The following is a 23,956-nucleotide window of genomic DNA, read 5'->3' on the forward strand; positions in this document are numbered from 1 at the left end:
ACCGTCGAGCCGGGATCTTGTCAGTGGCCGTCGCGGGCCCGAGCGACGCGGATGCCGCGCTGGGAGGTCGGGAAGCGGTCGAGCATGGCGCGCAGCTCGACGGCGTCGACGTCGGCGCCGAACGCCTCGGCACCCGGCTCGAGCATGATCCCCGCGCTGAGCGGCCCGGCGACGACGGGGTCGAAGCCGAGGGCGTCGACGAGCTGCGCGACGGTCTCCAGGTCTGCGGGGTCGTCTCCGGCGATCGCGATGGCCTTGCGATCCGGGGATCCGGCCGGGCGGCTGTCGTCCTCGAGGTCGTGATATCCCATGTGACTCAGGGCCTTCACCACCCGGGCATCCGGCAGGTGCGCCTGCACGATCTCGCTGGTCGTGGTGCGCAGGTCATCGAACTCGGGACGGATGCCGTCCGATCCCCACCAGTAGTTCATCGCGTCGATGACGAGCTTCCCGCGCAGAGCATCCGCCGGGATCGTGCGGTGCTTGCCCAGCGGAAGCGCGAGGATGACGGCATCCGCCTGCTCGGCGATCTCGCGCGCGGTGAGCGCCACCGCTCCGACGCCCTGTGCGGACGAGCGGATCAGCGCCGGATCGCCGGAGCCGGCCAGGAGCACGGTCATGCCGGCATCCGCCGCGAGCCGCGCGAGCACGAGTCCCACCCGCCCGGCACCGAGGATTCCGAGCGTGCCGATCATGACTCGATCGTATTGCCGCCGCCGGATGTCGGGAGTAGACCTGGAAGCCCCAGTGAGAACGGAGCAACGCCATGACCTACCGCATCGGATACCTCATCGGAAGCCTCGCGAGCGACTCGATCAACCGGGTGCTGTCGAAGGCGCTGGTCCGGCTGGCCCCGGAAGACCTCGAGATGTTCGAGATCCCGATCCGCGACCTGCCGCTGTACAACCGCGACGAGGAGCACGACCCGGGCCCTGCGGTGACCGCGTTCAAGCAGGCGATCGAGGGTGCGGACGGACTGCTGTTCATCTCGCCCGAGTACAACCGCTCGATCCCCGGCGCCCTGAAGAACGCGATCGACATCGGATCCCGCCCGTGGGGGCACAACTCGTTCGCGCGCAAGCCCACCGGCATCATCGGGGCCTCCACCGGGGCGATCGGCACGGCGGTGATGCAATCGTCGATGCGCGGCGTGCTGAGCTTCCTGGATGCGCCTCAGCTGAACTCGCCTGAGGCGTACATCACGTTCAAGCCCGAGATCTACGGCGATGACGGCTCTGTGTCGGACGAGAGCACGGCGCAGTTCCTGCGGCACTACATGGAGGAGTACTCGGCGCTCGTCGCGCGCGTGCTCTCCAGCGCGCTCCCCGGGCACATGGGCGACTCCGACCCGGACGTCATGCACTGAGGATGGTCGCGATGACCGGCGAGGAGCGCCCTGGCGCACGGCAGTGGGTTCCCGAGCGGGGCGGGATCAGGGCGCTGCGAGCGGCCGCGCCGGACTGCCGCGGCTGCGAACTCTGGCAGGACGCGACCCAGGTGGTGTTCTCCGAGGGACCGGCCAGGGCCAGGATGATGCTCGTCGGCGAACAGCCCGGCGACCGGGAGGACCTCGAGGGCGAGCCGTTCGTCGGCCCCGCCGGACACCGGCTCGACGACGCGATCGCCGAGGCGGGGCTGGACCGGAACGGTCTGTACCTGACGAACGCCGTGAAGCACTTCCGCTTCGAGCGCAGCGGCCGCCGACGCATCCACGAGAAGCCCGCCGTCGGGCACATCGACGCCTGCCGACCGTGGCTGGCGGCGGAGATCGCCGTCGTTCGGCCGGACGTCGTCGTCGCGATGGGCACGACCGCCGCCCGATCCGTGCTCGGCAGGAATGTGCGCATCGGAGCGGTGCGCGGCACCGTGCTCGAGTCCGCCGACTCCTCGGCGACCCCGGTCATCGTGACGGTGCATCCGTCCAGCCTGCTGCGGATGCCCGAGAAGGCGGAGCGTGAGGCCGCCTTCCGGGCGTTCGTCGCTGACCTGCAGCGCGCGGCCGAGATCGTCGGAGGGGACGTGCATGATCCGGACTAGCCTGGGCGGATGAGCGACCCCTGGCCGATCCGCACTGCGCGCCTCGAGATCCGGCGCTGCACGCCCGAAGACCTCGACGCCGTCTGGGAGTACCGCCGCCTGCCCGAGGTGAACCGCTGGCTGGGCCGGGCTCCTCAGAGCAGCGAGGCGTTCCACGAGCTCCACGCCGACCCGGCCCGGCTCGCGATGACGTTCGTGATCGACCTCCTCCACGGTGGGGAGCAGGAGGAGCCCGTGCTGATCGGCGACATCATGGTGCGTATCGAAGACGGCTGGGCCCAGGCGGAGGTCGCCGACGACGCGCGCGCGGTGCAGGCCGAACTGGGCTGGGTGCTGCATCCGGAGCACGGCGGTCAGGGCTACGCGACCGAGGCGATCCGCGCCGTGATCGGCACCTGTTTCCGCGACCTCGGCCTGCGTCGGGTGCACGCTGGATGCTTCGCCGCCAACGAGCCTTCCTGGCGGCTGATGGAGCGGCTCGGGATGCGCCGCGAGGAGTCCAGTCGCCGGACCGCGCTGCATCGCTCCGGCGAATGGATGGACGGCCTGGACTACGCCCTGCTCGCCGAGGAGTGGCCGACGCCCACCGCTCGTTGAGCGAGCGAGGAACGAGCGAGACGAAACGCCCTCAGGTCGACCGCAGGCGTTTCGACTCGCTTCGCTCGCTCAACGACCGAGGCGGTCAGGACGCAGGTCGAGGCGGCGCAGGGTCTGGGCGTTGAGCGCCACGACGACCGTCGACAGGCTCATCAGCACCGCACCGACCGACATCGGCATGACGAATCCGATCGGTGCGAGCACGCCGGCCGCGAGCGGAACCGAGATGAGGTTGTATCCGGCCGCCCACCACAGGTTCTGCGTCATCTTGCGGTAGCCGGCCCGCGACAGCTCGATCACGGAGAGCACCGAACGCGGGTCGTCGGAGGCGAGGATGACACCGGCCGAGGCGATCGCGACGTCCGTTCCGGCGCCGATCGCGATGCCGACATCCGCCTGCGCGAGCGCGGGAGCGTCGTTCACCCCGTCGCCGACCATCGCGACCTTCTTGCCCTCGCGCTGCAGCTCGGCGACCTTCGCGGACTTGTCCTCGGGGCGGACGCCGGCGAACACGCGCTCGATGCCGAGTTCGGCTGCCACGGCGTGCGCGACCGCCTCGGCATCGCCGGTGATCATCACCACCTCGACGTCTTTCGCGCGCAGCGCCTCGACCGCCTCGCGCGACTCGGAGCGGATCTCGTCGGCCAGCTTCAGCCCGCCGATCACTTCGCCGTCGCGCACGACGTGCAGGATGATCGCGCCGTCGGAGCGCCAGTCCGTGGCATCCGGCACCTCGGCGGCGCCGACCTCGTCGAGCAGCCGCGGACCGCCGACGCGCACCTCGTGGCCCTCGACCGTCGCGGTCACGCCGACGGCCGGCGAGGAGGCGAAACCGGTGGCCTTCGCGATCGTGAGGTCGGATGCCGCGCGCACGATCGCCTTCGCGAGCGGGTGCTCGCTGTCGGCCTCGGCGGATGCCGCGAGCGCCAGCACCTGGTCTGCGGTCCACTCCGCGACCGGCGCGATGCCGGTGACGGTGGGCTCGCCCTTGGTGAGCGTTCCGGTCTTGTCGAACAGCACCGCGTCGATGTCGCGCATGCTCTCCAGCGCCAGGCGGTCCTTGACGAGCACGCCGGCTCGGGCGGCACGTTCGGTCGCGATCGAGACGACCAGCGGGATGGCCAGGCCGAGCGCGTGCGGGCAGGCGATCACGAGCACGGTGATGGTGCGGATGACGGCCTCATCCGGCAGCCCGATGGCAGACCACACGATCGCGGTGATCGCCGGCGGCGCCCAGCGCGAACCAGAACAGCCAGGCGGCGGCGCGGTCAGCCAGGCGCTGGGCGCGGGAGCTGGACGCCTGCGCATCGGCGACCAGCTTGCGGATGCCGGCGAGCGCAGTGTCGTCGCCGATGGCAGTGACCTCGACGCGCAGCCCCGAATCGGTGGCGACGGTGCCGGCGGTCACCGGGTCGCCGGTGCCGCCGGAGACGGTGCGGGACTCACCGGTGAGCATGGACTCGTCCATGTCGGCGCGGCCGTCGACGATGCGGCCGTCGGCGGGAACGCTGCCGCCGGGGCGGACGATGACTACGTCGCCGACGCGCAGGTCGGTCGGGGAGACCACGGTGCCGTCCACCAGCTCGGCCTCATCCGGCAGCAGCGCGGCCAGGGAGTCCAGCGCTGAACTGGTCTGCGCGAGAGAGCGCATCTCGATCCAGTGGCCGAGCAGCATGATGACGATCAGCAGCGCGAGCTCCCACCAGAACTCGAGTTCGTGGTGCAGCAGGCCGAGGCTCGCGCCCCAGGAGGCCAGGAAGGCGACGGTGATCGCGAGGGCGATCAGCAGCATCATCCCGGGCTTGCGGGATCTGAGCTCGGAGACGGCACCGGTCAGGAACGGGCGGCCACCCCAGACGTACATGACCGTGCCGAGCACCGGGGCGATCCACCCTGCCCACCCCGGGACCTCGTAGCCGAGGATCATCGCGAACATCGGCGACAGTGCGACGACCGGGACGGCGATGATCAGGTTGATCCAGAACAGCCGCCGGAACTGCCCGACGTGGTCGCCGTGGCCGGCGTGGCCCTCATGCGCATGCTGAGACCGTTTCGTATCGCTCGTTCCTCGCTCGCTCAACGACCCGGTGGCGTGCGCATGCTGAGACCGTTTCGTCTCGCTCGTTCCTCGCTCGCTCAACGACCCGGTGGCGTGCGCATGCTGAGACCGTTTCGTCTCGCTCGTTCCTCGCTCGCTCAACGACCCCGTGGCGTGCCCCTCGTGCTTGTCCATGTCCATCCCATCCCACTCAGCGGAACCGGCGCAGCCGCAGGCTGTTCCCCACCACGAAGACGCTCGAGAACGCCATCGCGGCGCCCGCGATCATCGGGTTCAGCAGGCCGAGCGCCGCGAGCGGGATCGCCGCCGTGTTGTACGCGAAGGCCCAGAACAGGTTGCCCTTGATCGTGCCGAGCGTGCGTCGAGACAGCCGGATCGCGTCGGCAGCGGCGCGCAGGTCGCCCCGCATGAGGGTGATGTCGGATGCCTCGATCGCGACATCCGTGCCGGTGCCCATCGCCATGCCGAGATCGGCCTGCGCGAGCGCCGGTGCGTCGTTCACGCCGTCGCCGACCATCGCGACGATCTTCTCCTCGCCCTGCAGCCGGGCGACGACCGAGAGCTTCTCGGCCGGCAGCACCTCGGCGACGACCTCGTCGATGCCGACCTGCGTGGCGATGTGCCGGGCGGCCGCCTCGTTGTCGCCGGTGAGCAGGATCGGCGTGAGTCCGAGCTTCACGAAAGAGGCCACGGCTTCGGCCGAGGTCTGCTTGACCCGATCCGACACGACGATCACGCCGCGCGCCTCGCCGTCCCAGGCCACGAGCACCGCGGTCTGACCGGACGCCTCGGCCTGCGCCTTCGCGGCGAGCAGGTCCTGCGACGGGTGGATGGCCCAGTCCTCGAGCAGCGAGAGCCGCCCGACGAGCACGGCGCGCCCGTCGACGACGCCGGTGACGCCGCGGCCCTCCACGTTCTGGAACGACTCGACCTCACGCAGCCCCCTGGTCATTGAGCGAGGGAGCGAAGCAACCGAGACGAAACGCTCCACGCCGTCTGAGGACGTTTCGTCTCGCTCCGCTCGCTCAACGACCGGAGAGGTTTCGTCCCGCTCCGGTCGCTCAACGACCGGAGGCGCAGGCGCCGCGACGGCGGCCTTCGCGATCGCCTGGGCGATCGGGTGCTCGCTGGCGTCCTCGACCGCTCCGGCCAGGCGCAGCAGCTCGGCAGCATCCGTTCCCGAAGAGGGGATGACGGATGCCACCGACATGCGCCCCTCCGTCACGGTGCCGGTCTTGTCGAGCACGATGGTGTCGACACGGCGGGTGGACTCGAGCACCTCGGGTCCCTTGATCAGGATGCCGAGCTGCGCTCCGCGGCCAGTGCCGACCAGCAGCGCGGTCGGGGTCGCCAGACCCAGCGCGCAGGGGCAGGCGATGATCAGCACGGCGACCGCCGCGGTAAAGGCCATGCTCCAGTCGGCAGAGATCAGCGCCCAGGCGACGAGCGTCACCACGGCGACCGCGATCACGATCGGCACGAAGACGCCAGAGATGCGGTCGGCGAGTCGCTGGACCTCCGCCTTGCCGGACTGCGCCTCCTCGACCAGCCGCGCCATCTGCGCGAGCTGCGTGTCGGATCCGACCCGGGTGGCACGCACGACCAGCCGGCCGCCGGCGTTGACCGTGGCACCGGTCACGGCATCCCCCGGTTCGACTTCGACCGGCACCGACTCCCCGGTGATCGTGGATGCGTCGACGGCGGAGGTCCCTGACACCACCACCCCGTCCGCGGCGATCTTCTCGCCGGGGCGCACGACGAATTCGTCGCCGACGCGCAGCTCCTCGACGGGGATGCGCGCCTCTGTCCGGGCCCCTGGGGCCTGTCCTGAGCCTGTCGAAGGGCGCAGCACCGCGACATCCTTCGCGCCGAGTTCGAGCAGCGCCCGCAGCGCGGCCCCCGCCTGCCGCTTGGCGCGCTTCTCGAAGTAGCGTCCGGCGAGCACGAAGGTGGTCACCCCGGCGGCGACCTCGAGATAGATGTTGCCGGCGCCGTCGGTCGGCGTGACCGTCCAGGAGAACCCGTGCGTCATGCCGGGCATCCCGGCGGTGCCGAGGAACAGCGCGTACAGCGACCACAGGAACGCGGCGGACGTGCCGAGGCTGATCAGCGTGTCCATCGTGGCGGCGCCGTGCCGCAGGTTGACCCACGCGGCGCGGTGGAACGGCCAGGCGCCCCATACGATCACCGGTGCGGCGAGCACCAGCGACGCCCACTGCCAGTACGTGAACTGCAGCGCGGGGATCATCGCCAGCAGGATCACCGGCAGGCTCAGCACGGCCGAGCCGATCAGGCGCTGCCGCAGCGAGCGCAGCTCCGGCGCTTCAACGGGCTCAGCATCCGAACTCCGGGTCCCCGAGCCTGCCGAAGGGAGCGCCACGGGCAGCTGCGCCGTGTAGCCGGCGTTCTCGACCTCGGCGACGAGCACCGCCGGGTCGACATCGCCGTCGACGCTGACCTGCGCCTTCTCGGTCGCGTAGTTGACCGTGGCCGTGACGCCATCGAGCCTGTTGAGCTTCTTCTCGATGCGCATCGCACAGGACGCGCACGTCATCCCGCCGATGGCGAGTTCGATGCGATTGTCAGCTGCTGCGGTGCTCATGATTCGGATGCTCCGGTCTCGATGGATGCGGGTGTCAGGCGCTCAGGACCCACGATGAGTGAGACCGGAGCGGAGGATGGCTGCCCTCAGGCGGCGACGGCTGCGTAGCCGGCCTCGTCGACCGCGGCGATCACGTCGGCGGCGTCGACCGCGCCCGCAGAGGTGACGACGAGCCTGCCGGTCTGCGCGCTGACGGCGACGCCCTCGACGCCGGCGATCTGCTCGACCTCCTTGCGCACGGACATCTCGCAGTGTCCGCAGGTCATCCCGGTCACCTGGAACTCGGTCGTGGTCATGGTTCGCACCTTTCTCGTCCTGCCTTCAGAGTACCCCCTGGGGTACCGCCTCACCAGCATACGACAAAATACCCCCTGGGGTATTCCCAGAGGGGTATTCCGTATGTCGGCGCGCGGGTCAGGGAGTGTCGCCGACCGCGTGCGGACGCGGCACCGTCAGCATCGTCCCGGTCTGGGTGAACTCCTTCTGGATCTCCTCGTTGTGCTTGTACGTGAACAGGCTCACCACGACGGCGGCGACGAACGCGAGCACGAACGCGGGCAGCAGCTCGTACAGTCCGGTGTTCAGCGCCTTCCAGATGAACACCGTCGCCGCACCCACGAACATGCCGGCCAGCGCACCCCAGTTGGTGAGGCGTCGCCAGAACAGGCTCAGCAGGATGATCGGCCCGAACGCGGCCCCGAATCCGGCCCAGGCGAACGAGACCAGCCCGAGCACCGTGTCGTTCGGGGTGATCGCCAGCAGGATCGCGATGATCGCGACCACCAGCACGGCCATCCGCCCCATCAGCACGAGCCGCTTCTGCGCGGGCGGCGTCTTCTTGAACACCTTGTACAGGTCCTCGACCAGCGCCGACGAGCACACCACGAGCTGGCTGGACACCGTGCTCATGATCGCCGCGAGCACCGCCGCCAGCACCAGACCCGCCACGAACGGATGCAGCAGGGTGCGCGACATCACCAGCACCACGGTCTCGGGATCATCGAGCGTGATCCCCCTGCTGGCCATGTAGGCGACGCCGACGATGCCCGAGATCACCGCCCCCACCATCGACACGACCATCCACGAGATCCCGATGCGGCGCGCGCTCTTCGCCTCCTGCGGCGAGCGCAGCGCCATGAAGCGCACCACGATGTGCGGCTGGCCGAAGTAGCCGAGACCCCAGGCGAGCGCCGACACGATCGCCAGCACCGTGCCGCCGGTGACGGTCTCGGTGCCCATCAGCGACAGGAAGCCCGGATCGCGTTCGGAGTCGATGAGGGTCGCCGTCTCGTCGAGACCGCCGATCGCGATCACCGCAGCGACCGGCACGACGATCAGCGCGATCACCATCATCAGTCCCTGCACCACGTCGGTGAGGGATGCTCCGAGGAAGCCGCCGAACAGGGTGTACAGCAGCGTGATGCCGCCGACCAGCAGCATCCCCCAGAGGTAGTCGCCGTTGAACGACCCCTCGAAGAACTTGCCGGCCGCGACCATGCCCGACGAGATGTACAGCGTGAAGAACACCAGGATGACGACGCCGGAGAGCAGGCGAAGCATCCGGGTCCTGTCGCGCAGCCGGTTCTCGAAGAAGCTCGGCACCGTGATCGAGTTGCGCGACACCTCGGTGTACGCGCGCAGTCTCGGCGCGACCAGCAGCCAGTTGAGATAGGCGCCGATGGTCAGTCCGATCGCGATCCACGCCTCGATCAGGCCGTTGAGATAGATGACGCCGGGCAGACCCATCACGAGCCATCCGGACATGTCTGCGGCGCCGGCACTGATCGCCGCCACCCACGGGGGCAGGTTGCGCCCGCCGAGCATGTAGTCCTCGTGATCGTCGGTGCGCTTGTATGCGAACCAACCGATCAGGAGCATCCCGGCGAAGTACACGCCGAGCGCCACGTAGGTGAAGATCGAATCGGACATCGTCGTCCCTTCCGCGATGCGGCGCACCGCTTCGCCATCAAGACTGCCAAACGGTGCGGACGAGCGCGATAGCCGGCACGGCGCGGCGGCGCCTCGGCACGCTGCGGCGGCGCCTCGGCACGCCGCACCGTGCCGGCCCGACTCACTCCACGAGCTTGCCCTCGACCGCGTCGGATGCCGCTTCCTCGGCCAGCGCTCGGAACGACTCGGGTGCATCGGGCAGCGGCTCGAACTCGACGCCGCCGTCCGGCGTCCAGATCATGTTGCCGCGCAGCGCCGGGTCGGTCTGCGGGAAGTCGGCGCGGTTGTGGCATCCGCGTGTCTCGCGGCGTTCGATCGCGGACTCGAGGGTGGCACGTGCGGCGAGCAGCGACCCGAGCAGGTCGAAGGCGTGGGCGAGGTCGTCGAAGCCGGCGATGTCGGGATGCGCGGTGACGTTCTTCGCGCGCCGCTCCAGTTCGGCGAGCTTCTCCAGCCCCTCGCGCAGCGACTCCTCGGTGCGGATCACGCCGGCGTGCTCGGTCATCAGGTCGCGCACGGCCCGCTGCAGCCGCCGGGGCGTCTCGGTGCCCGTGCTGTGCAGGAAGCCCTCCAGCTCGGCGCGTGCCTCGGCGACGGCCTGCGGATCGCGATGCGCTTCGGTGCGACCGCGCACGTACTGGGCTGCGGTCTCGCCGGTGATCCTCCCGTAGACCATCAGCTCGATCAGCGAGTTGCCGCCCAGCCGATTGGCGCCGTGCAGGCCGCTGGAGGCCTCGCCGATCGCATACAGGCCCTCGACGCCGGTGCCGTGATCCTCGGCCCGCACCCACACGCCGCCCATCGAGTAGTGCGCCGTCGGCGCGATCTCCATCGGCTGCTCGGTGATGTCGAGCATCTGCAGGTCGATCATCGCCCGGTACAGCCTCGGCAGCTTCTCGAGGATCTGCTCGCGCGGCAGGTGCGAGACGTCCAGCCACACGCCGCCCTTCTCGGTGCCGCGCCCCTCGGCGATCTCGGTGTAGTTGGCCAGCGCCACCCGGTCGCGGGTGGACAGCTCCATGCGCTCGGGGTCGTAGCGCTGCATGAAGCGCTCGCCCTGCGCGTTGGTGAGGATGCCGCCCTCACCGCGCGCCGCCTCGGACACCAGCGTGCCCGCGGCGTCATCCGGCTCGAGCAGTCCGGAGGGGTGGAACTGCACGAGCTCGGCGTCGCGGATGCGCGCGCCGGCCAGCGCGGCGAGGCGGAACGAGTCGCCGGTGTTCTCGTCACGACGAGAGGAGGTGTAGCGCCAGATGCGGGTGTGCCCGCCGGCGGCGAGGATGACCGCGTCGGCGTGGATGACGATCGGCGTGCCGTCCACGATGTCGAAGCCGTAGGCGCCGAACACCGTGCCGTCGGCGGTGAGGATGCGGGTGATGTAGACCGTGTCGATGATCGGCACCGCGAGCTCGGCGGCCCTGCGCACGAGCGTGCGCTGGATCTCGAGGCCGGTGTAGTCGCCGGCGTAGGCGGTGCGGCGGTAGGTGTGCGCGCCGAAGAAGCGCTGGCTGATGCGGCCGTCGGCCTCGCGCGCGAAGGGCATCCCCCAGCGGTCGAGGTCCTCGATGCCGCGGGCCGCGTTCCGTGCGACGACCTCGACGACCTCGGGGTCGGCGAGGAAGTACGACTCGCGCAGCGTGTCGGCGGCATGCTGCTGCCAGGAGTCCTCGGGATCCATGGTGCCGAGGGCCGCGTTGATGCCGCCGGCCGCGAGGGTGGTGTGCGCGTCGTGCTTGCGGCGCTTGCCGACGGCGAGCACCTGGATGCCGCGCTCGGCGAGCTCGATCGAGGCGCGGAGGCCGGCACCGCCGGTGCCGATGACGAGGACGGATGTGGTGAGGTGACGTTCAGCGGGTTCGGGGGAGACCATGCCTTCCACGCTAGAAACCTCAGATCGATCCCGCCAATGCATAATCAGTCTGAATTCGATACATTTGACGCATGAGACTCGAGGAGCTGCGCTCGTTCGAGGCCGTCGCGAGACTGGGCCACTTCACTCGTGCCGCCGATGAGCTGTTTCTGACCCAGCCGTCCCTGTCACGGCAGATCCAGGCCCTGGAATCCGATCTCGGCACGATCCTGTTCCAGCGCGACCGCACGGGCGTCGCGATCACCACCGCCGGCGAGGCGCTGCTGCCGATCGCCCGACGGATGCTGGCGGATGCCGAGGCGGCGCGCCACGAGATGGACGAGCTGGCGGGACTGCGGCGCGGCCGCATCCGCCTCGGCGCACCGCCGACGCTGTGCGTCTCGGTGGTGGCCGAGGTGGTCGCGGTGTTCCGCCGCGCGCACCCGGGCATCGACCTGCACATCACCGAGGCGGGATCGCGCGCCCTCGTCGACGCACTCAGCGAGGGCGCCCTCGACCTCGCCCTCACGATCACGCGGCCGAGCGTGCGCGATGACCCGTCTGTCGAGCTGGTGCCTCTGTTCACGGAGGAGCTGGTCGTGGTCTCCGCCGCCGACACCGCGCTCGCTCCGCCCGAGGGCGTGCCGTCGCGCCTCACGATCACGGAACTCGCCCGGCTGCCGCAGGTGGCCTTCAACCGCAGTTACGATCTGCGAGTCGCCACCGACGTCGCCTTCGAGGCGGCCGGTCTCACCCCGGTGATCGCCGTGGAGGGCGCCGAGATGGATGCGGTGCTGCGGTTCGTGGCCCGCGGGATCGGCGTCGCCGTGGTCCCGGCGACCGTGCTGCTGGGCCGGCCCGAGCTGCGGGGCTCGCAGCTGCATGACCCGTCGCTCACCCGAACCGCGAATCTCTCCCGTCGCACGACGGTGCGCTCGAGCGTCGCCGTCGCGGCGATCGAGTCGACGATCTTCGACGTGGTGGCCGGGCTGGCGCACGAGAGCAGCGGCCTGGGCGGCCGGATCACGCCGGTGGGCTGATCTGGCGCCTAGACCCCGGCCCCGGCGCGCAGCCGTGCCGCCGCCTCGGTGCGCGAGGAGACGCCGAGCTTGCGCAGGATGGACGAGACATGCACGCTGACGGTCTTGATGCTGATGAACAGCTGATCCGCGATCTCACGGTTGCTGTGCCCCTCGCCGATCAGATCCAGCACCTGCCGCTCGCGCTCGGTCAGTTCGGCGCCGTCGCCGCGGGCGTGCGCGAGCGCGAGCCCGGATGCCGCCGTGAAGTCGGCCACCTCGCGCGCGAGACGCACATGTCCGATGCGCGCGGCGATGGCGGACGCCTCGGCGAGCGCCTCGATCGCCTCGGCGCGGTCACCGCGCTCCGCGACGATCGCCCGGGCGAGCTCCAGCCGCACCAGTACGGCCTGCAGCACCGGAGCATCCGTGTCGTCGGCGCGCGGGAGTGCCGCGCGCAGCGAATCGGGTGACGGGTCGAGCAGGGCGCGCAGCACCGGATCGCCCTGCGGATGCCGCAGCTCGCCGGGCAGCGCGTCGCAGGCCGCGATGAGGCGGGCGGCGAGCACGTCGGCGCGCGCCTCCTTTCCCTGCACGCGCAGCCCGACCACGGTCCACGGGCTCTCGCTGAGCACGCGGGCGAAGTGCGCGGGCAGCCTTCCGGGGTCGTCGAGCAGGCTGTCGAGCAGGTCGGCTGCGGCGTCGACCCGTCCAGCGTTCATCTCGATCGTGAGCGCCGACATGAACCTGCCGTACCAGACCTGGGTCTCGACCTCGGCGGCATCGTCGACACGTGTGCGCCACTCGTCGCGCAGCGAGGTGGCTTCATCGATGCGACCGCGCCAGGCGAGCGCCTTGATGCGGGACGCGGTCGTGTACACCCGGAAGATGCGGTGCGTTCGGATCGCGAGGTCGTTCGCCAGCAGTTCATCGACGCGATCGATCTGCCCGAGCTGCAGGAGCGGCTCGACCAGGTTCTGGGTGAGGATCGACCCGCTGGTGCGCTCGAGTCCGAGCGCTCGCGCGTGCGCGATGCCCTCCTCGGCGACGCGGATCGCCTCGTGATGACGCCCCAGCAGGCAGAGCGCGTCGGAGTAGTTGACCCGGTACTTCAGCTTGGCGTCGTTGTCGGTCGCGTGCTCCCAGGAGCGCCGGAACCATGCGTACGCGCCGGCGAGGTCGCCCCGTTCCATATGGCACACCGCGATGGTGTTCGCCGCGATGGAGACCACCGAATCCGCGCCGATGCTCTCGCCGATCCGGATCGCCTCGGCGCCGGCCCTCTCGGACTCGTCGAACCGCGCACTGATCATCAGGCGCCCGGCGAGCATCACGAGCACCAGCGCGCGAAGCCGCTGGTCGTCGAACCCGTCGTCCATCAGAGCGAGCGCCTTCTCGGAGTACTCGATCGCCCCCGTGCGCCCGGCGTTCTGCAGGAACATCGCCTTGTCGCGCAGCAGGCGCACCCACACACCGGTCTCGGCGTTCTCCTCGTCGGCCTCCCGCAGGGCGAGATCCACCACGGTCAGAGCACGTTCGCTGTCGCCCGCGTTCCGCATGATGGAACCGAGCTTGGCCAGCAGCTTGACCCGTGGCATGCCGACCAGGTCAGCAGCATCCGGCACCTGATCCCACAGCTCCAGCGCGAGCTCTCCGAACCGCGCTGCCGACGAGAACGCGTAGTCGGTGCGCGCCTGCGTCATGGCCTCCACTGCGGCGGTGAGTGCCCGGCGCGCGTCGTGCGCCTGATGCCAGTGGTACGCGAGCTGGGACGCCCGCGGGCACGCCTGCGGCGATCGCTGCTCGAGAGCCTCGGCATAGGCCCGGTGCAGCCGGCCGCGCTCGCCCGGCAGCAGATCGTCGTGCACGGCCTCGCGCAGCAGCGCGTGCCGGAAGGCATAGGCGTCGTCATCGCGCACCGCGAGGATCGATGCGACCATCGCCTCGCGCAGCGCCTCGTCGAGCCGCTCGTCGGGCAGTGCCGCGAGCGTGGACACCAGCTCGTGCGACACCGATCCGTCGGAGGCCGATGCCAGTCGCACCACCTTCTTCGCGTCGTCGCCGAGACCGTCGAACCGCGCCAGCAGCACGTCGCGCAGCGTGTCGGGGATCGGACCGTCGGCGTTGCAGGAGAGCTCTTCGACGAAGAACGGCACGCCCTCGGAGCGCTCCAGCATGCGTGCGAACGCGGCGTCGTCGACGCCCCCGCGCAGAGACTCGGCCAGCGAGCGCACCGCGACGGCGTCGAGACGCTCCAGACCGACGCGGTCGAGCAGCCGGGCGGACTCGGCGGAGACGAGGAACGACCGGACCGCGCCGCCCCGGCCGATCTCGTCGGTGCGGCAGGTCAGCACGAACATGACCCGCTCGCGCGCGAGCGCGCGCAGCAGGAAGGACAGGATCGACAGCGTCGCGGGGTCGGCCCAGTGCAGGTCCTCCACGACGACGACGAGCGGATGCCGCCGCGCGGCGGCCTCGAACACGTCGGCGAGCGCCTCGCCCAGACCCTCCGGCGCGATCGCGGAACGATCGATCGGCCCGTCGCCCAGTTCGGGAAGCAGCAGCCGCAGCGCCGCACGCCCGGGGCCGGCGGCCTCGGCGGACGGGTCGTCGAGCGCCTCCAGCGCCGCCCGGACGATCGCCGGGAGCGGGCCGTAGGGCACCGGGATGGAGCCGAAGTCGAGGCACCACCCGGTCAGCAGCGTGGCGCGCCCGTCGAGCCGCTGGGCGAATTCGGCCAGCAGCCGTGTCTTGCCGATGCCCGCCTCGCCCCCGACGAGGACGGATGCCGGCTCGCCGCCGCCCGCGCGGTCGAACGCCCGCTCGAGCAGCCCGAGCTCGGCATCGCGGCCCACCATCGTGGCGGACGGGGAGATGAGGGGCATGTCCCCATCGTGCCACCGGCCACGGACATCGGGCCCGCTCATGTCGCGGCTCACAGCGGAACCGCGCCGATCACGCGGCCGCGGGGCAGTCCGTGCACGGCACCTCTCGGCCGGCGGGACTCGACCCGGCACGGGCCGTGGTGGCGCGTGCCCCGCCGGCGCTTCCCGCGCGGCGAGCGGCGAGGGCCGCGCGCATCCGACGGATCAGCCCGTCCCGACGCTCCGGCAGTCCGAGACGCTCGCGCAGCGCCCTGGCGCGCTCGGCCCGGCGCGTGGCCTGTTCGAGCTCGATCTCGGTGATGCGACCGTGGTAGAAGCTCTGCTCGTACATGGGATCTCCTCTTCTGCGACATCCCTACACTCCGCTCTGAGGCGGGGGCGCTGCATCGGGAGGAATCCCTATTCACGAGGCGATCCGCCTCAGACGACGAGCATCCGGATTCAGCAGATCCACTTCCGTTGCATAGGACTTTCACGGTAAAAGGGAACTTGTGCGCCTGATCGGCGCATACCGTTCGCGCCGTAGCGACACCCTCGCGCGGCGCGTGAAGGGAGAAGCAATGTCAGAACAATCCGCCCGCACACGAAGGCGTGTAGCGGCGACCACTTCGGCGTTCGCGCTCGCGGTCGCCGGCGTCACGGCCTTCGGCGCCGTTCCGGCCAGTGGCGCTCCGTCCGACGACACGACCTCACCCCCGTCTGCCACGATCGGCGCAGACGAGTACTACATGAACTACGCCGCCCCGAACGTCGAGAGCGCTTTCGGCGAGTCCGACGACTCCCCCATCGCGACCGCGCAGGGCCGCACGAAGAACTATCCGGGAGGCAAGGCGCTCGAGCGCGCGAAGGCGTACGACCACAAGTACGCCCAGGGCAACCCCAAAGCGGCCAGGCAGCTCGCCAGGGGCGAGGCCAAGGCGCACCGGTCGCACAAGAGCCCGAAGAACCTGAAGCACTCCAAGACGACGCAGCAGGCCAAGCTGCTCACGATCCTCGTCGAGTTCGACGGCACCGAGGACTTCAGCGACCTGCAGGTGCCGACCGAGTTCGGCGCCACGACCTGCAAGCCCGGCGACGTGCAGGGCCCAGTCCTGCACAACAACATCCCGGACCCCGCGAAGCTCGCGCACAAGGACAACAACACCATGTGGGTGAAGGACTTCTCGAGTGACTTCTACAACAGGATGCTGTTCTCGAAGAAGGGCATCACCGAGCGGGTGCGCACCGACCTGCGCGGCCCCGACGGGCGTCGCGGGATCGACATCTCGGGCTACACCATGAAGAACATGTACGAGGAGATGTCGCGCGGCGCGTACACCGTCACGGGCTCGGCCACGGCGTGGGTCAAGGTCCCGCACTCCGAGGCCTACTACGGCGCGACGGTCTGCAGCCAGGACGAATCGGGCAACTGGGTCGCCGGCCCCATGCAGGACATGCAGGGCCACCCCGACAACCCGCTCGGCCCCGGACAGCTGCCGATCGACGCCGTCGAGGCGCTCTCGGCTCAGAACCCCGACTTCCCGTGGGCGGACTACGACATCGAGGACCAGGGCGACCGTGACGGCGACGGCAACGTCAACGAGCCCGACGGCGTGATCGACCACGTCGTGCTGGTGCACGCCGGCGAGGACAAGTCCGGCGGCGGCGGCGCGCAGGGCACCTACGCGATCTGGGCGCACTCCTCGGCCGTGGCCGGCGGTGCCTCGATCCCGGGCACGAACCTCAAGCTGTCGAACTACATCGTGCAGCCGGAGAACTCCGGGGTGGGCGTGTTCGCGCACGAGTACGGGCACGACCTGGGTCTGCCCGACCTGTACGACACCTCGAACGCGGGCAACTCCGACATCGACTTCTGGGACCTGATGAGCTCGGGCTCGCACTCCGGCCCGATCTTCCAGTCGATGCCGACGCACATGGGCATCTGGGACAAGTGGGTGCTCGGCTGGATCGATCCCGAGGAGGTCAACCCCGGCGACCGCACCAGGACGTACAAGGTCGGCCAGGCCTCGCGCCCCGCACGGGGCACCGAGGACGGTATCAAGGTGAACCTGCCCGACAAGGAGATCGTCCTCGCCGAGCCGCACAGCGGTTCGGAGATGTGGTACTCCAACGCCGATCAGGACTGGGCCGACGCCCGGCTGACCCGCTCCGTCGACGACGTCCCCGCTGATGCGCGGTTCTGGATGTGGAACGACTACGTCATCGAGCAGGACTGGGACTTCGGCTTCGTCGAGGTCTCGACCGACGGCGGCAGCACCTGGAGCGAGCAGAAGGTGTACGACGAGTCCGGCGCGCTGGTCTCGACGGACGACGGCTACTCCGACCCGAACGGCCGGATGGCGGACTTCGGCGGCAAGAAGTACGGCCTGACCGGGTCCACCGACGGCTGGCGTCACGACTACGTCGACCTGTCGGCGTACGCCGGTCAGGACATCCAGCTGCGTCTGCGTCAGGCGACCGACGCGGCGTTCCAGGAGCGCGGCTGGTTCTCGGACGACTTCTCTCTCACCAGCGGCACCGAGACGGTCTGGAGCGACGACGTGGAGTCCGGCGACAACGGCTGGACCGCGACGGACGCGAGCTTCACCGACACCTCGGGTCTCGGCTGGGCCCGCGACAGCGGCACGCAGATCAAGGCGCAGTACTACCTGGTCGAGTGGCGCAACCTCGACGGCTTCGACGAGGGCCTGAAGTACGGCTACACCACGGTGTACAGCGACGGGGCCTGGAAGGTCGAGAAGGTGCCCTACAACGCGCCCGGCGCGCTGGTCTGGTACCGCGACGCGGTCTACGGCAATGCCAACCAGGTCGCCGCCAACCTGGCGAACCTGCCGAGCTACGGGGCGAAGGGCGGTCTGCTCCTGGTGGACAGTCACTTCGACCCGCTGCGTCGCACCGGCGCCGAGGCCGCGCTCGATCCGTCCCTGCAGAAGAACATCTCCAGCCGTGCGCAGTCGTCGAACGCCGCGTTCGGTCTGCAGCCGACGTACCGGTTCAAGGACTGCCTCGTCGACGCGTCGTACAAGGAGGCCTGCACGGTGATCGCTCCGCAGCGGCCGGTGCGGACGTTCACCGATGACAAGGGCTGGGTCGCCGGCATCGAGGTGCGTCCCGACGGACTGTACAACCGCCTGCGCGACGCGTCGGTGGTCGTGCCCTCGGTCGACGGTGCGCCGTACACCACGCGCGTCGTCAACCCCGACGGCACCCCGGCGAAGGACTACTACGGTCTCGACCTCGGGTTCACCGTGCTCGGCACCGGCAACCCCGCCGACGCCGGCGTGGGCTACGGCACCGTCATCTCGGTGAAGAAGTCGATGCAGCACAACACGGCAGCGCTCATCACGGTCAAGCCGCCGAAGAAGGGCTGATCCCCTCCTGATGCGACGGCCCCTCGACGCGAGTCGGGGGGCCGTCGTCCGTCAGCGTCACTGCAGCCGCGGATCGTAGGTCGGGTCGGGGTACGCCGCCGGGCATCCCTTCCGAGGAGCCGATGCCCGGTACTCGAAATGCCAGCGCTCGTTGGCGTAGGTCTGGCACAGTCCGAACTCGCGGCCGTGGTCGCCGAGCCAGATCGCGGCGTCCAGGTCTCCGACGTCCACCGCCTCGCCGTGCACGTGCGACGACTTGTCGGCCGGCGCGACCCATCTCGCCGCCGCCTCGCGCGATCCGTAGGTCGAGATCGCGTCGGACAGCAGCTGCTCCTGACGCTCCGGCGTGCGCCATCCGCTGTTCACGACCATCTCGACACCGTCCAGCTGCGCGGCCGTGGCCGCCTCGCGCAGCGCCCCGCGCAGCTCGGGATCGAGCCTCGCCACCGTCGGATTCGTGTCGTCGAACGGCGACGCGGGGCCGTCGACGACCTCTGACGTGGCGGATGCCGCGGATGCCGGTTCCCCACCCGGCGTCCCGGCATCCGGCGCCGCCGTGTTCGTCTGCACGATGACGCCCGTCGCGATCATGACGAGGCCCAGCAGGGCGAGGACGAGAGCGGCCACGAGGGCGAACGGGGCACGAGGGCGCTGCGCGAGAGTACTCATGCCCTCCACGCTCGCAATCCGGATGTTGCCGCCCCGTATGCGCGGGAGCATACGTTTTCTGAACATCCCGGCTCGTAGACTGCGAGCGTGCGGGTGCTGATCCTGGAGGACGAGGCGCTTCTCGCCGAGGCCATCCGTGACGGCCTGCGGCTGGAGGCGATGGCCGCCGACATCGCCCCCGACGGGAACGCCGCCCTCGAGCTGCTCTCGTACAACTTCTACGACGTCGCCGTGCTGGACAGGGATGTGCCGGGGCCGACCGGCGACGAGGTCGCGCAGTCGATCGTGGCATCCGGCTCGGGAACGCCGATCCTCATGCTGACCGCGGCCGACCGGATCGATGACAAGCAGACCGGGTTCGAGCTGGGCGCCGACGACTACCTGACCAAGCCGTTCGCGCTGCGCGAGCTCGTGCTGCGGCTGCGGGCGCTCGCCCGCCGCTCGGCGCACGCCGCCCCGCCGGTGCGGGAACTGGCGGGACTGCGCATCGATCCGTTCCGGCGCGAGGTCTTCCGCGACGGCCGGTACGTGCCGCTGACCCGCAAGCAGTTCGCGGTGCTCGAGGTGCTGGTCGCCGCCGACGGCGGCGTGGTCAGCGCCGAGGAGCTGCTCGAGCGGGCCTGGGACGAGAACGCCGACCCGTTCACCAACGCGGTGCGCATCACCATGTCTGGCCTGCGCAAGCGGCTCGGCGACCCCTGGGTGATCGTGACGGTGCCCGGTGTCGGATACCGGATCGACGATGGCGCGTAGCCGCGGGATGTCGGTGCGAGCGCGGCTCGCGCTGAGCTACGCCGGGGTCATCGTGCTCACCGGCGCGGCGCTGCTGACCGTGGTGTGGGCGTTCCTGCTGCGGTATGTGCCCAGCGGGTCGGGGTGGATGCAGGGCGCGGACGGCACGGTCCGGGTCGTGCCCTCGCAGGGCGATCTGGTGCGCGCGTTCACCCCTCCCACGGTGGCGATGTTCGCACTGCTGGTCGTCTGTGGCCTGGTGGGCGGCTGGTTCCTGGCCGGACGGATGTTGCGCCCGCTCGGCCGGCTGCACGAGGCCGCGGGGCTCGCTGCCTCGGGTTCGCTGTCGCATCGCGTCTCGCTGCCCGGGCGCGGGGACGAGTTCACCGACCTCGCCGACGCCTTCGACCGGATGCTGGCCGAGCTGGAGCGCCACGTCGGGGAACAGCAGCGCTTCGCGGCGAACGCCTCGCATGAGCTGCGCACGCCACTGGCGATCACGCGGACGATGCTCGAGGTGGCCGCCGCCGATCCCTCGATCGACCGTGAAGAGCTGATCGCGCGACTGACCGCGGTGAACACCCGCGCGATCGGGCTGACCGAATCGCTGCTGCTGCTGTCGCGCGCCGACCGGGCCGTGCGCGAGAGCACGCCGGTCGATCTCGCACTGCTCGCCGAGGACGCGATCGAGACCCTGGCGCCGCTGGCCGCGAGCCGGGGCGTCGTGTTCGACACCGAGCTGTCGTCGGCGGTGACCGCCGGCTCGCCGACGCTGCTGCAGCAGCTCGCGACGAACCTCGTGCACAACGCGATCGTGCACAATCTGCCCTCCGGCGGAGGCGTCGCCGTGCGCACTTCCTCGGAGGCCGAGGCGGTCGTGCTGGTCGTCGGCAACAACGGCGCGGAGCTGTCGGAGCAGGAGGTCGCTCACCTGACCGAGCCGTTCCAGCACGGTGCCCGCACGACGGAGCACGGCGAGGGCGTCGGCCTCGGGCTGGCGATCGCGGCATCCATCGTCCGCGCGCACGACGGAACCCTTTCCCTCGCCCCTCTCGCGGGCGGCGGTCTGGTCGCGACGGTGCGCCTGCCCGCGGCCCCCGCCCGCGAGAAACCACCTGCGGCCTGAGAAACCATGCGCCACGTGGTTTCTCACGCGGGAGGTGGTTTCTCGCGAGAGTCCGTAGGCTGACGGGATGACGGATGCCACGGTCGACAGCGTGCTCGCGGAGCTCGCGGCCCTCGAAGACCCGAAGGCGCGCGCGGTCAACGAGAGGCACGGCGACGACCACGGCGTGAACCTCACGAAGCTGCGAGCGGTGGCGAAGTCGGCGGGCACATCGCCGCAGCTGTCCCGCGACCTGTGGACGACCGGCGACACCGCCGCGCGCCTGGTCGCGCTGCTGATCGTGAAGCCGAAGGAGTTCCCGGCCGACGACCTCGATCGCATGATGCGCGAGGCGAACGGTCCCAAGGTCTCCGACTGGCTTGTCAACTACATCGTCAAGAAGTCTCCCCTGGCCGAGGAGATGCGGCTGCGCTGGTTCGATGACGCCGACCCGGATGTCGCGGCATCCGCCTGGTCGCTCACCACGACGCGGGTGATGAAGGATCGCGACGGGCTCGACCTCGACGCCCTGCTCGATCAGATCGAGCACGAGATGAAGGATGCTCCGGAGCGCCTGCAATGGGCGATGAACGAGACTCTCGCCAACATCGGCATCTACGATCCGTCGCGTCGCGAGCGCGCCGTCGAGATCGGTGAGCGCCTGCAGGTGCTGGCCGACTACCCCACGGCTCCGGGCTGCACGAGCCCGTTCGCGCCGAGCTGGATCGCCGAGATCGTCCGTCGCCGCGAAAGCTGAGTCCGCCCGCAATAAACCAGTTCCCGCGCGAGACACCATGTGGCGCATGGTTTCTCGCGCAGCAAGTGGTTTCTCGCCGCCGCTCACCGTGTGCGACGCGTGAGAGTCGCCAGAAAGGCAACGTCGCGTGGGCGAACGGAGCGGATGCCGGCGGCGCGCAGCGCCCGCGCGAGGGGATCCACCCGCCAGGCATCCGACAGATCCCAGCGCGCGAACGGATGCCCGTTCCTGCGCAGCCGGTCCTCGCGGCGCTTCTCGTCCGCCAGTCGCCGCACGGCGGCATCCGGGTCATCCAGCGCGTACTTCTGCCATCCGTCCGACTCGCCGATCGCGCGAGTCTGAGCGAAGTGGAAATCGACGCGGTCGAGGCAGTCCTCGTACCGGAACTCCCGCTGCAGTTCCGGCTGGGGGAAACCCGCCCCTTCGATCACCGCACGGCTCACGCTCTCGCCCGGGGATTCCGCGGCACCGTCCACATGGTCCCAGAGCCAGCGCAGTCGCGCGCGGCCCCGCTTCGTGCTCTGGCCTGAGGAACGATCGCGTAAGTCGGCGAGCGATGCGGTTCCGCCCTGCGCCGGGGAGACCGCCGAGTCCGCGACGGCCAGCGCAGGCGCCGGCTGGAGAACGCGTCCGAGATCGACGACGGTGTCGACGAGCGCCGTCACGAGGATGCCGTCGACTTCGTCGACGTCGCGCGGATCATCCCAGGTGTGGACCGCGACATCGCCGAACCGGCGGGACGCTGTGCGTCCCGGGTCGTACACGTGGATGTCGCGGGGCGCTCCGAACAGCGGCAGCCCGTGAACCACGGCCGCGGACTCCAGACAGAGGACGGCGGAGGGATGCCGCAGCACGAACGCATGCACACGCACGGCGTAGCGCTCCCAAGGCTTGAGCGCGAGGTACGCGGCGCGGTCGACGTAGATCCCCTTGCGCAGGCGGGCGTGCGTCGACGGGTCGAGACGGATGCCGAGACGCCGCGCCTCCGCCGCCTGGATGAGCGGGAGCGGGGAAGCGGTCACGGCGCGTGCGGAGAGCAGAAGCGACATCCGCCCATACTGACCGCTCTGCGGCCTCCGTGCCGCTCGCCGAACAACTTCCGCCCCGTTCCGCACTTGTGGAGGACGAGTAGGAGCCCGCGATAAACCACCTCCTGCTCGAGAAACCACGTGGCGCATGGTTTCTCGAGCGGGAAGTGGTTTCTCGGAGACGGGTCGGGTCCGCGTCAGAGGCCCCGCAGCGGGGAACGCACCTCGGACGGGCGAGACACGTCGGGGACCAGGATCGCGAGCAGGCGCACGAGCGTGGACATCCAGAGCAGCGCCAGCCCGACCACGATCGCCTCGAGCGCCGTCGCCGAGAACAGCCGCACGGCGAACGAGAGCACGACCGCGAGGATCACCACGGCGATGACCGCGACGGTCGTCGCGCGCAGGGTGCGTGAGACCTCCCGGGGCAGCGCCGTGGCCGTCACCGCGGCGGCGGCCACGAACAGCACGAGCGCGGCGGTCGCGGCGACGAGGTGCGCGGTGGGCACGCTCGTGATCGGCAGCAGCCCGACCGCGGCGAGCGCGGCACCCGCCAGGGCCCAGGCGACCACGACGACCGCGATCCGCCGCAGGGCCCCGTCGCCCAGCAGCCTGTGCAGGTCGCGGCCGACGTACGAGCCGACGGTCGCGATCAGCAGCCCCGCGATCACCAGCGTGCCGTTGAACGCCCAGGCGCCGGCGCCGCCGCCCAGCTGAGAGAAGTTCTTCTCCCACCAGCGCGGGTCGACGGCGGTGATCATCGCGAACATCGTGCCGATGATGAGGAAGCCGAACAGCAGAGCCGCGAGGTCGCCCGTGCGCAGATCGACCCCGGCCGCGAACGCCAGTCGTCCGCCCACGGCAGACGCGACACCCGTGAAGACGCCACCCGCGAGCGGCACGAGCGAGATCCCCTGCAGGCCGTTGGCGAAGACCTCGGCGGCCAGCAGCGTGCCGAGCGCGGTCACCCCGCCGAACGCGATCGTGACGGCGATCGACGACACGTCCGACACGACGGTCTGCCAGCGCGGCATCCCAGATGTCTCGCCGCGCCGGTGCATCAGCGTGCTGACGACGAAGGCCGCGGCGGCGATCGCGCCGGCGACCAGCGCGGCGGGCATCATGATCGATCCGGGTCCCGCCAGCGGCCGCGGTGGCCCGATCAGCAGCAGGGTGCCGAGGGCGACGCCGAGCACGAAGCACGCCGCCGTGGCCCACAGACCGCGGTCCTGCTCCCGCAGAGCCCGCTCCGTGTCGTCCATGCCCCCATGGAACCACTCGGCAGCGACATCCCGC

At 70.3% G+C, this 23,956-nt stretch carries 18 protein-coding genes and 1 pseudogene; 8 read left to right on the top strand and 11 right to left on the bottom strand.

From position 1 onward, the window contains the following. Window positions 1-20: 20 nt before the first annotated feature. A complete protein-coding gene (locus L2X99_RS12875; protein ID WP_236135209.1) occupies window positions 21-695 on the bottom strand; it encodes an NADPH-dependent F420 reductase in 675 nt (224 codons plus the stop codon). Window positions 696-766: 71 nt separating this feature from the next. Between L2X99_RS12875 and L2X99_RS12880 the strand changes: the two genes are divergently transcribed. The 3 genes from L2X99_RS12880 to L2X99_RS12890 are packed head-to-tail and all read left to right on the top strand — an operon-like array spanning window position 767 to window position 2,634. Next, window positions 767-1,366: an NADPH-dependent FMN reductase gene (locus L2X99_RS12880; RefSeq protein WP_236126387.1), complete on the top strand. Its 600-nt coding sequence runs from the start codon at window positions 767-769 to the stop codon at window positions 1,364-1,366. Window positions 1,367-1,377: 11 nt separating this feature from the next. Beyond that, the gene (locus L2X99_RS12885; protein WP_236126386.1) at window positions 1,378-2,037 is read left to right on the top strand and encodes a UdgX family uracil-DNA binding protein; all 660 of its coding nucleotides are present in this window, start codon (window positions 1,378-1,380) and stop codon (window positions 2,035-2,037) included. A 9-nt stretch (window positions 2,038-2,046) separates the two neighbouring features. Then, entirely contained in the window at window positions 2,047-2,634 is a 588-nt protein-coding gene (locus L2X99_RS12890; RefSeq protein WP_236126385.1) for a GNAT family N-acetyltransferase, read from the top strand. A gap of 69 nt (window positions 2,635-2,703) precedes the next feature. Here L2X99_RS12890 and L2X99_RS12895 read toward each other — a convergent pair. The 5 genes and pseudogenes from L2X99_RS12895 to L2X99_RS12915 form a co-directional block, all read right to left on the bottom strand. Further along, window positions 2,704-4,867: pseudogene (locus L2X99_RS12895) on the bottom strand (copper-translocating P-type ATPase). Between the two features lie 16 nt (window positions 4,868-4,883). Beyond that, on the bottom strand, window positions 4,884-7,295 hold the full coding sequence (locus L2X99_RS12900) for a heavy metal translocating P-type ATPase (RefSeq protein ID WP_236135210.1): 2,412 nt from the start codon (window positions 7,293-7,295) through the stop codon (window positions 4,884-4,886). 86 nt (window positions 7,296-7,381) lie between these two features. Next, window positions 7,382-7,591, bottom strand: a complete 210-nt coding sequence (locus tag L2X99_RS12905) for a heavy-metal-associated domain-containing protein (protein WP_236126384.1) — start codon at window positions 7,589-7,591, stop codon at window positions 7,382-7,384. A 118-nt stretch (window positions 7,592-7,709) separates the two neighbouring features. Further along, window positions 7,710-9,224, bottom strand: a complete 1,515-nt coding sequence (gene putP / locus L2X99_RS12910; protein ID WP_236126383.1) for a sodium/proline symporter PutP — start codon at window positions 9,222-9,224, stop codon at window positions 7,710-7,712. Window positions 9,225-9,366: 142 nt separating this feature from the next. Continuing rightward, window positions 9,367-11,115: an FAD-binding protein gene (locus tag L2X99_RS12915; protein WP_236135211.1), complete on the bottom strand. Its 1,749-nt coding sequence runs from the start codon at window positions 11,113-11,115 to the stop codon at window positions 9,367-9,369. Between the two features lie 71 nt (window positions 11,116-11,186). Here L2X99_RS12915 and L2X99_RS12920 point away from each other — a divergent pair, with 71 nt between their 5' ends. Beyond that, a complete protein-coding gene (locus tag L2X99_RS12920) occupies window positions 11,187-12,134 on the top strand; it encodes a LysR family transcriptional regulator (RefSeq protein WP_236126382.1) in 948 nt (315 codons plus the stop codon). An 8-nt stretch (window positions 12,135-12,142) separates the two neighbouring features. On the opposite strand, the gene L2X99_RS12925 is transcribed toward L2X99_RS12920, so the two are convergent. Together L2X99_RS12925 and L2X99_RS12930 are read right to left on the bottom strand one after the other, a co-directional pair. Beyond that, a complete protein-coding gene (locus L2X99_RS12925; protein ID WP_236135212.1) occupies window positions 12,143-14,998 on the bottom strand; it encodes a helix-turn-helix transcriptional regulator in 2,856 nt (951 codons plus the stop codon). Window positions 14,999-15,068: 70 nt separating this feature from the next. Further along, the gene (locus L2X99_RS12930; protein WP_236126380.1) at window positions 15,069-15,329 is read right to left on the bottom strand and encodes a hypothetical protein; all 261 of its coding nucleotides are present in this window, start codon (window positions 15,327-15,329) and stop codon (window positions 15,069-15,071) included. Window positions 15,330-15,558: 229 nt separating this feature from the next. Between L2X99_RS12930 and L2X99_RS12935 the strand changes: the two genes are divergently transcribed. Further along, entirely contained in the window at window positions 15,559-18,369 is a 2,811-nt protein-coding gene (locus L2X99_RS12935) for an immune inhibitor A domain-containing protein (RefSeq protein ID WP_236135213.1), read from the top strand. A gap of 57 nt (window positions 18,370-18,426) precedes the next feature. On the opposite strand, the gene L2X99_RS12940 is transcribed toward L2X99_RS12935, so the two are convergent. Next, window positions 18,427-19,038, bottom strand: a complete 612-nt coding sequence (locus L2X99_RS12940; RefSeq protein ID WP_236135214.1) for a M15 family metallopeptidase — start codon at window positions 19,036-19,038, stop codon at window positions 18,427-18,429. 87 nt (window positions 19,039-19,125) lie between these two features. Between L2X99_RS12940 and L2X99_RS12945 the strand changes: the two genes are divergently transcribed. The 3 genes from L2X99_RS12945 to L2X99_RS12955 all read left to right on the top strand — a co-directional run bounded on the left by L2X99_RS12945 (window position 19,126) and on the right by L2X99_RS12955 (window position 21,632). Further along, window positions 19,126-19,791, top strand: a complete 666-nt coding sequence (locus L2X99_RS12945) for a response regulator transcription factor (protein ID WP_236126378.1) — start codon at window positions 19,126-19,128, stop codon at window positions 19,789-19,791. Continuing rightward, window positions 19,781-20,896 carry a sensor histidine kinase gene (locus L2X99_RS12950; protein ID WP_236126377.1) on the top strand — a complete coding sequence of 372 codons (1,116 nt, stop codon included), beginning with the start codon at window positions 19,781-19,783 and terminating at the stop codon, window positions 20,894-20,896. Before L2X99_RS12945 ends, L2X99_RS12950 begins: the two co-directional genes overlap by 11 nt. A 67-nt stretch (window positions 20,897-20,963) precedes the next feature. Further along, window positions 20,964-21,632 carry a DNA alkylation repair protein gene (locus L2X99_RS12955; protein ID WP_236126376.1) on the top strand — a complete coding sequence of 223 codons (669 nt, stop codon included), beginning with the start codon at window positions 20,964-20,966 and terminating at the stop codon, window positions 21,630-21,632. A gap of 83 nt (window positions 21,633-21,715) precedes the next feature. Here the strand turns inward: L2X99_RS12955 and L2X99_RS12960 are convergent, their stop codons facing one another. Beyond that, window positions 21,716-22,681 (bottom strand): hypothetical protein, encoded by a 966-nt coding sequence (locus L2X99_RS12960; protein ID WP_236126375.1) that lies wholly within the window; start codon window positions 22,679-22,681, stop codon window positions 21,716-21,718. A gap of 176 nt (window positions 22,682-22,857) precedes the next feature. Further along, the gene (locus L2X99_RS12965; RefSeq protein WP_236126374.1) at window positions 22,858-23,922 is read right to left on the bottom strand and encodes a DUF998 domain-containing protein; all 1,065 of its coding nucleotides are present in this window, start codon (window positions 23,920-23,922) and stop codon (window positions 22,858-22,860) included. Window positions 23,923-23,956 lie beyond the last annotated feature (34 nt).

Origin of the sequence: Microbacterium sp. KUDC0406 (assembly GCF_021582875.1) — a bacterium.
Lineage (GTDB): Bacteria > Actinomycetota > Actinomycetes > Actinomycetales > Microbacteriaceae > Microbacterium.

Bases quoted from the DNA above. Each gene is read 5' to 3' on its own strand.
- L2X99_RS12875 (WP_236135209.1), bottom strand. From the start codon at position 695: ATGATCGGCACGCTCGGAATCCTCGGTGCCGGGCGGGTGGGACTCGTG.
- L2X99_RS12880 (WP_236126387.1), top strand. From the start codon at position 767: ATGACCTACCGCATCGGATACCTCATCGGAAGCCTCGCGAGCGACTCG.
- L2X99_RS12885 (WP_236126386.1), top strand. From the start codon at position 1,378: ATGACCGGCGAGGAGCGCCCTGGCGCACGGCAGTGGGTTCCCGAGCGG.
- L2X99_RS12890 (WP_236126385.1), top strand. From the start codon at position 2,047: ATGAGCGACCCCTGGCCGATCCGCACTGCGCGCCTCGAGATCCGGCGC.
- L2X99_RS12900 (WP_236135210.1), bottom strand. From the start codon at position 7,295: ATGAGCACCGCAGCAGCTGACAATCGCATCGAACTCGCCATCGGCGGG.
- L2X99_RS12905 (WP_236126384.1), bottom strand. From the start codon at position 7,591: ATGACCACGACCGAGTTCCAGGTGACCGGGATGACCTGCGGACACTGC.
- putP (WP_236126383.1), bottom strand. From the start codon at position 9,224: ATGTCCGATTCGATCTTCACCTACGTGGCGCTCGGCGTGTACTTCGCC.
- L2X99_RS12915 (WP_236135211.1), bottom strand. From the start codon at position 11,115: ATGGTCTCCCCCGAACCCGCTGAACGTCACCTCACCACATCCGTCCTC.
- L2X99_RS12920 (WP_236126382.1), top strand. From the start codon at position 11,187: ATGAGACTCGAGGAGCTGCGCTCGTTCGAGGCCGTCGCGAGACTGGGC.
- L2X99_RS12925 (WP_236135212.1), bottom strand. From the start codon at position 14,998: ATGCCCCTCATCTCCCCGTCCGCCACGATGGTGGGCCGCGATGCCGAG.
- L2X99_RS12930 (WP_236126380.1), bottom strand. From the start codon at position 15,329: ATGTACGAGCAGAGCTTCTACCACGGTCGCATCACCGAGATCGAGCTC.
- L2X99_RS12935 (WP_236135213.1), top strand. From the start codon at position 15,559: ATGTCAGAACAATCCGCCCGCACACGAAGGCGTGTAGCGGCGACCACT.
- L2X99_RS12940 (WP_236135214.1), bottom strand. From the start codon at position 19,038: ATGAGTACTCTCGCGCAGCGCCCTCGTGCCCCGTTCGCCCTCGTGGCC.
- L2X99_RS12950 (WP_236126377.1), top strand. From the start codon at position 19,781: ATGGCGCGTAGCCGCGGGATGTCGGTGCGAGCGCGGCTCGCGCTGAGC.
- L2X99_RS12955 (WP_236126376.1), top strand. From the start codon at position 20,964: ATGACGGATGCCACGGTCGACAGCGTGCTCGCGGAGCTCGCGGCCCTC.
- L2X99_RS12960 (WP_236126375.1), bottom strand. From the start codon at position 22,681: ATGTCGCTTCTGCTCTCCGCACGCGCCGTGACCGCTTCCCCGCTCCCG.
- L2X99_RS12965 (WP_236126374.1), bottom strand. From the start codon at position 23,922: ATGGACGACACGGAGCGGGCTCTGCGGGAGCAGGACCGCGGTCTGTGG.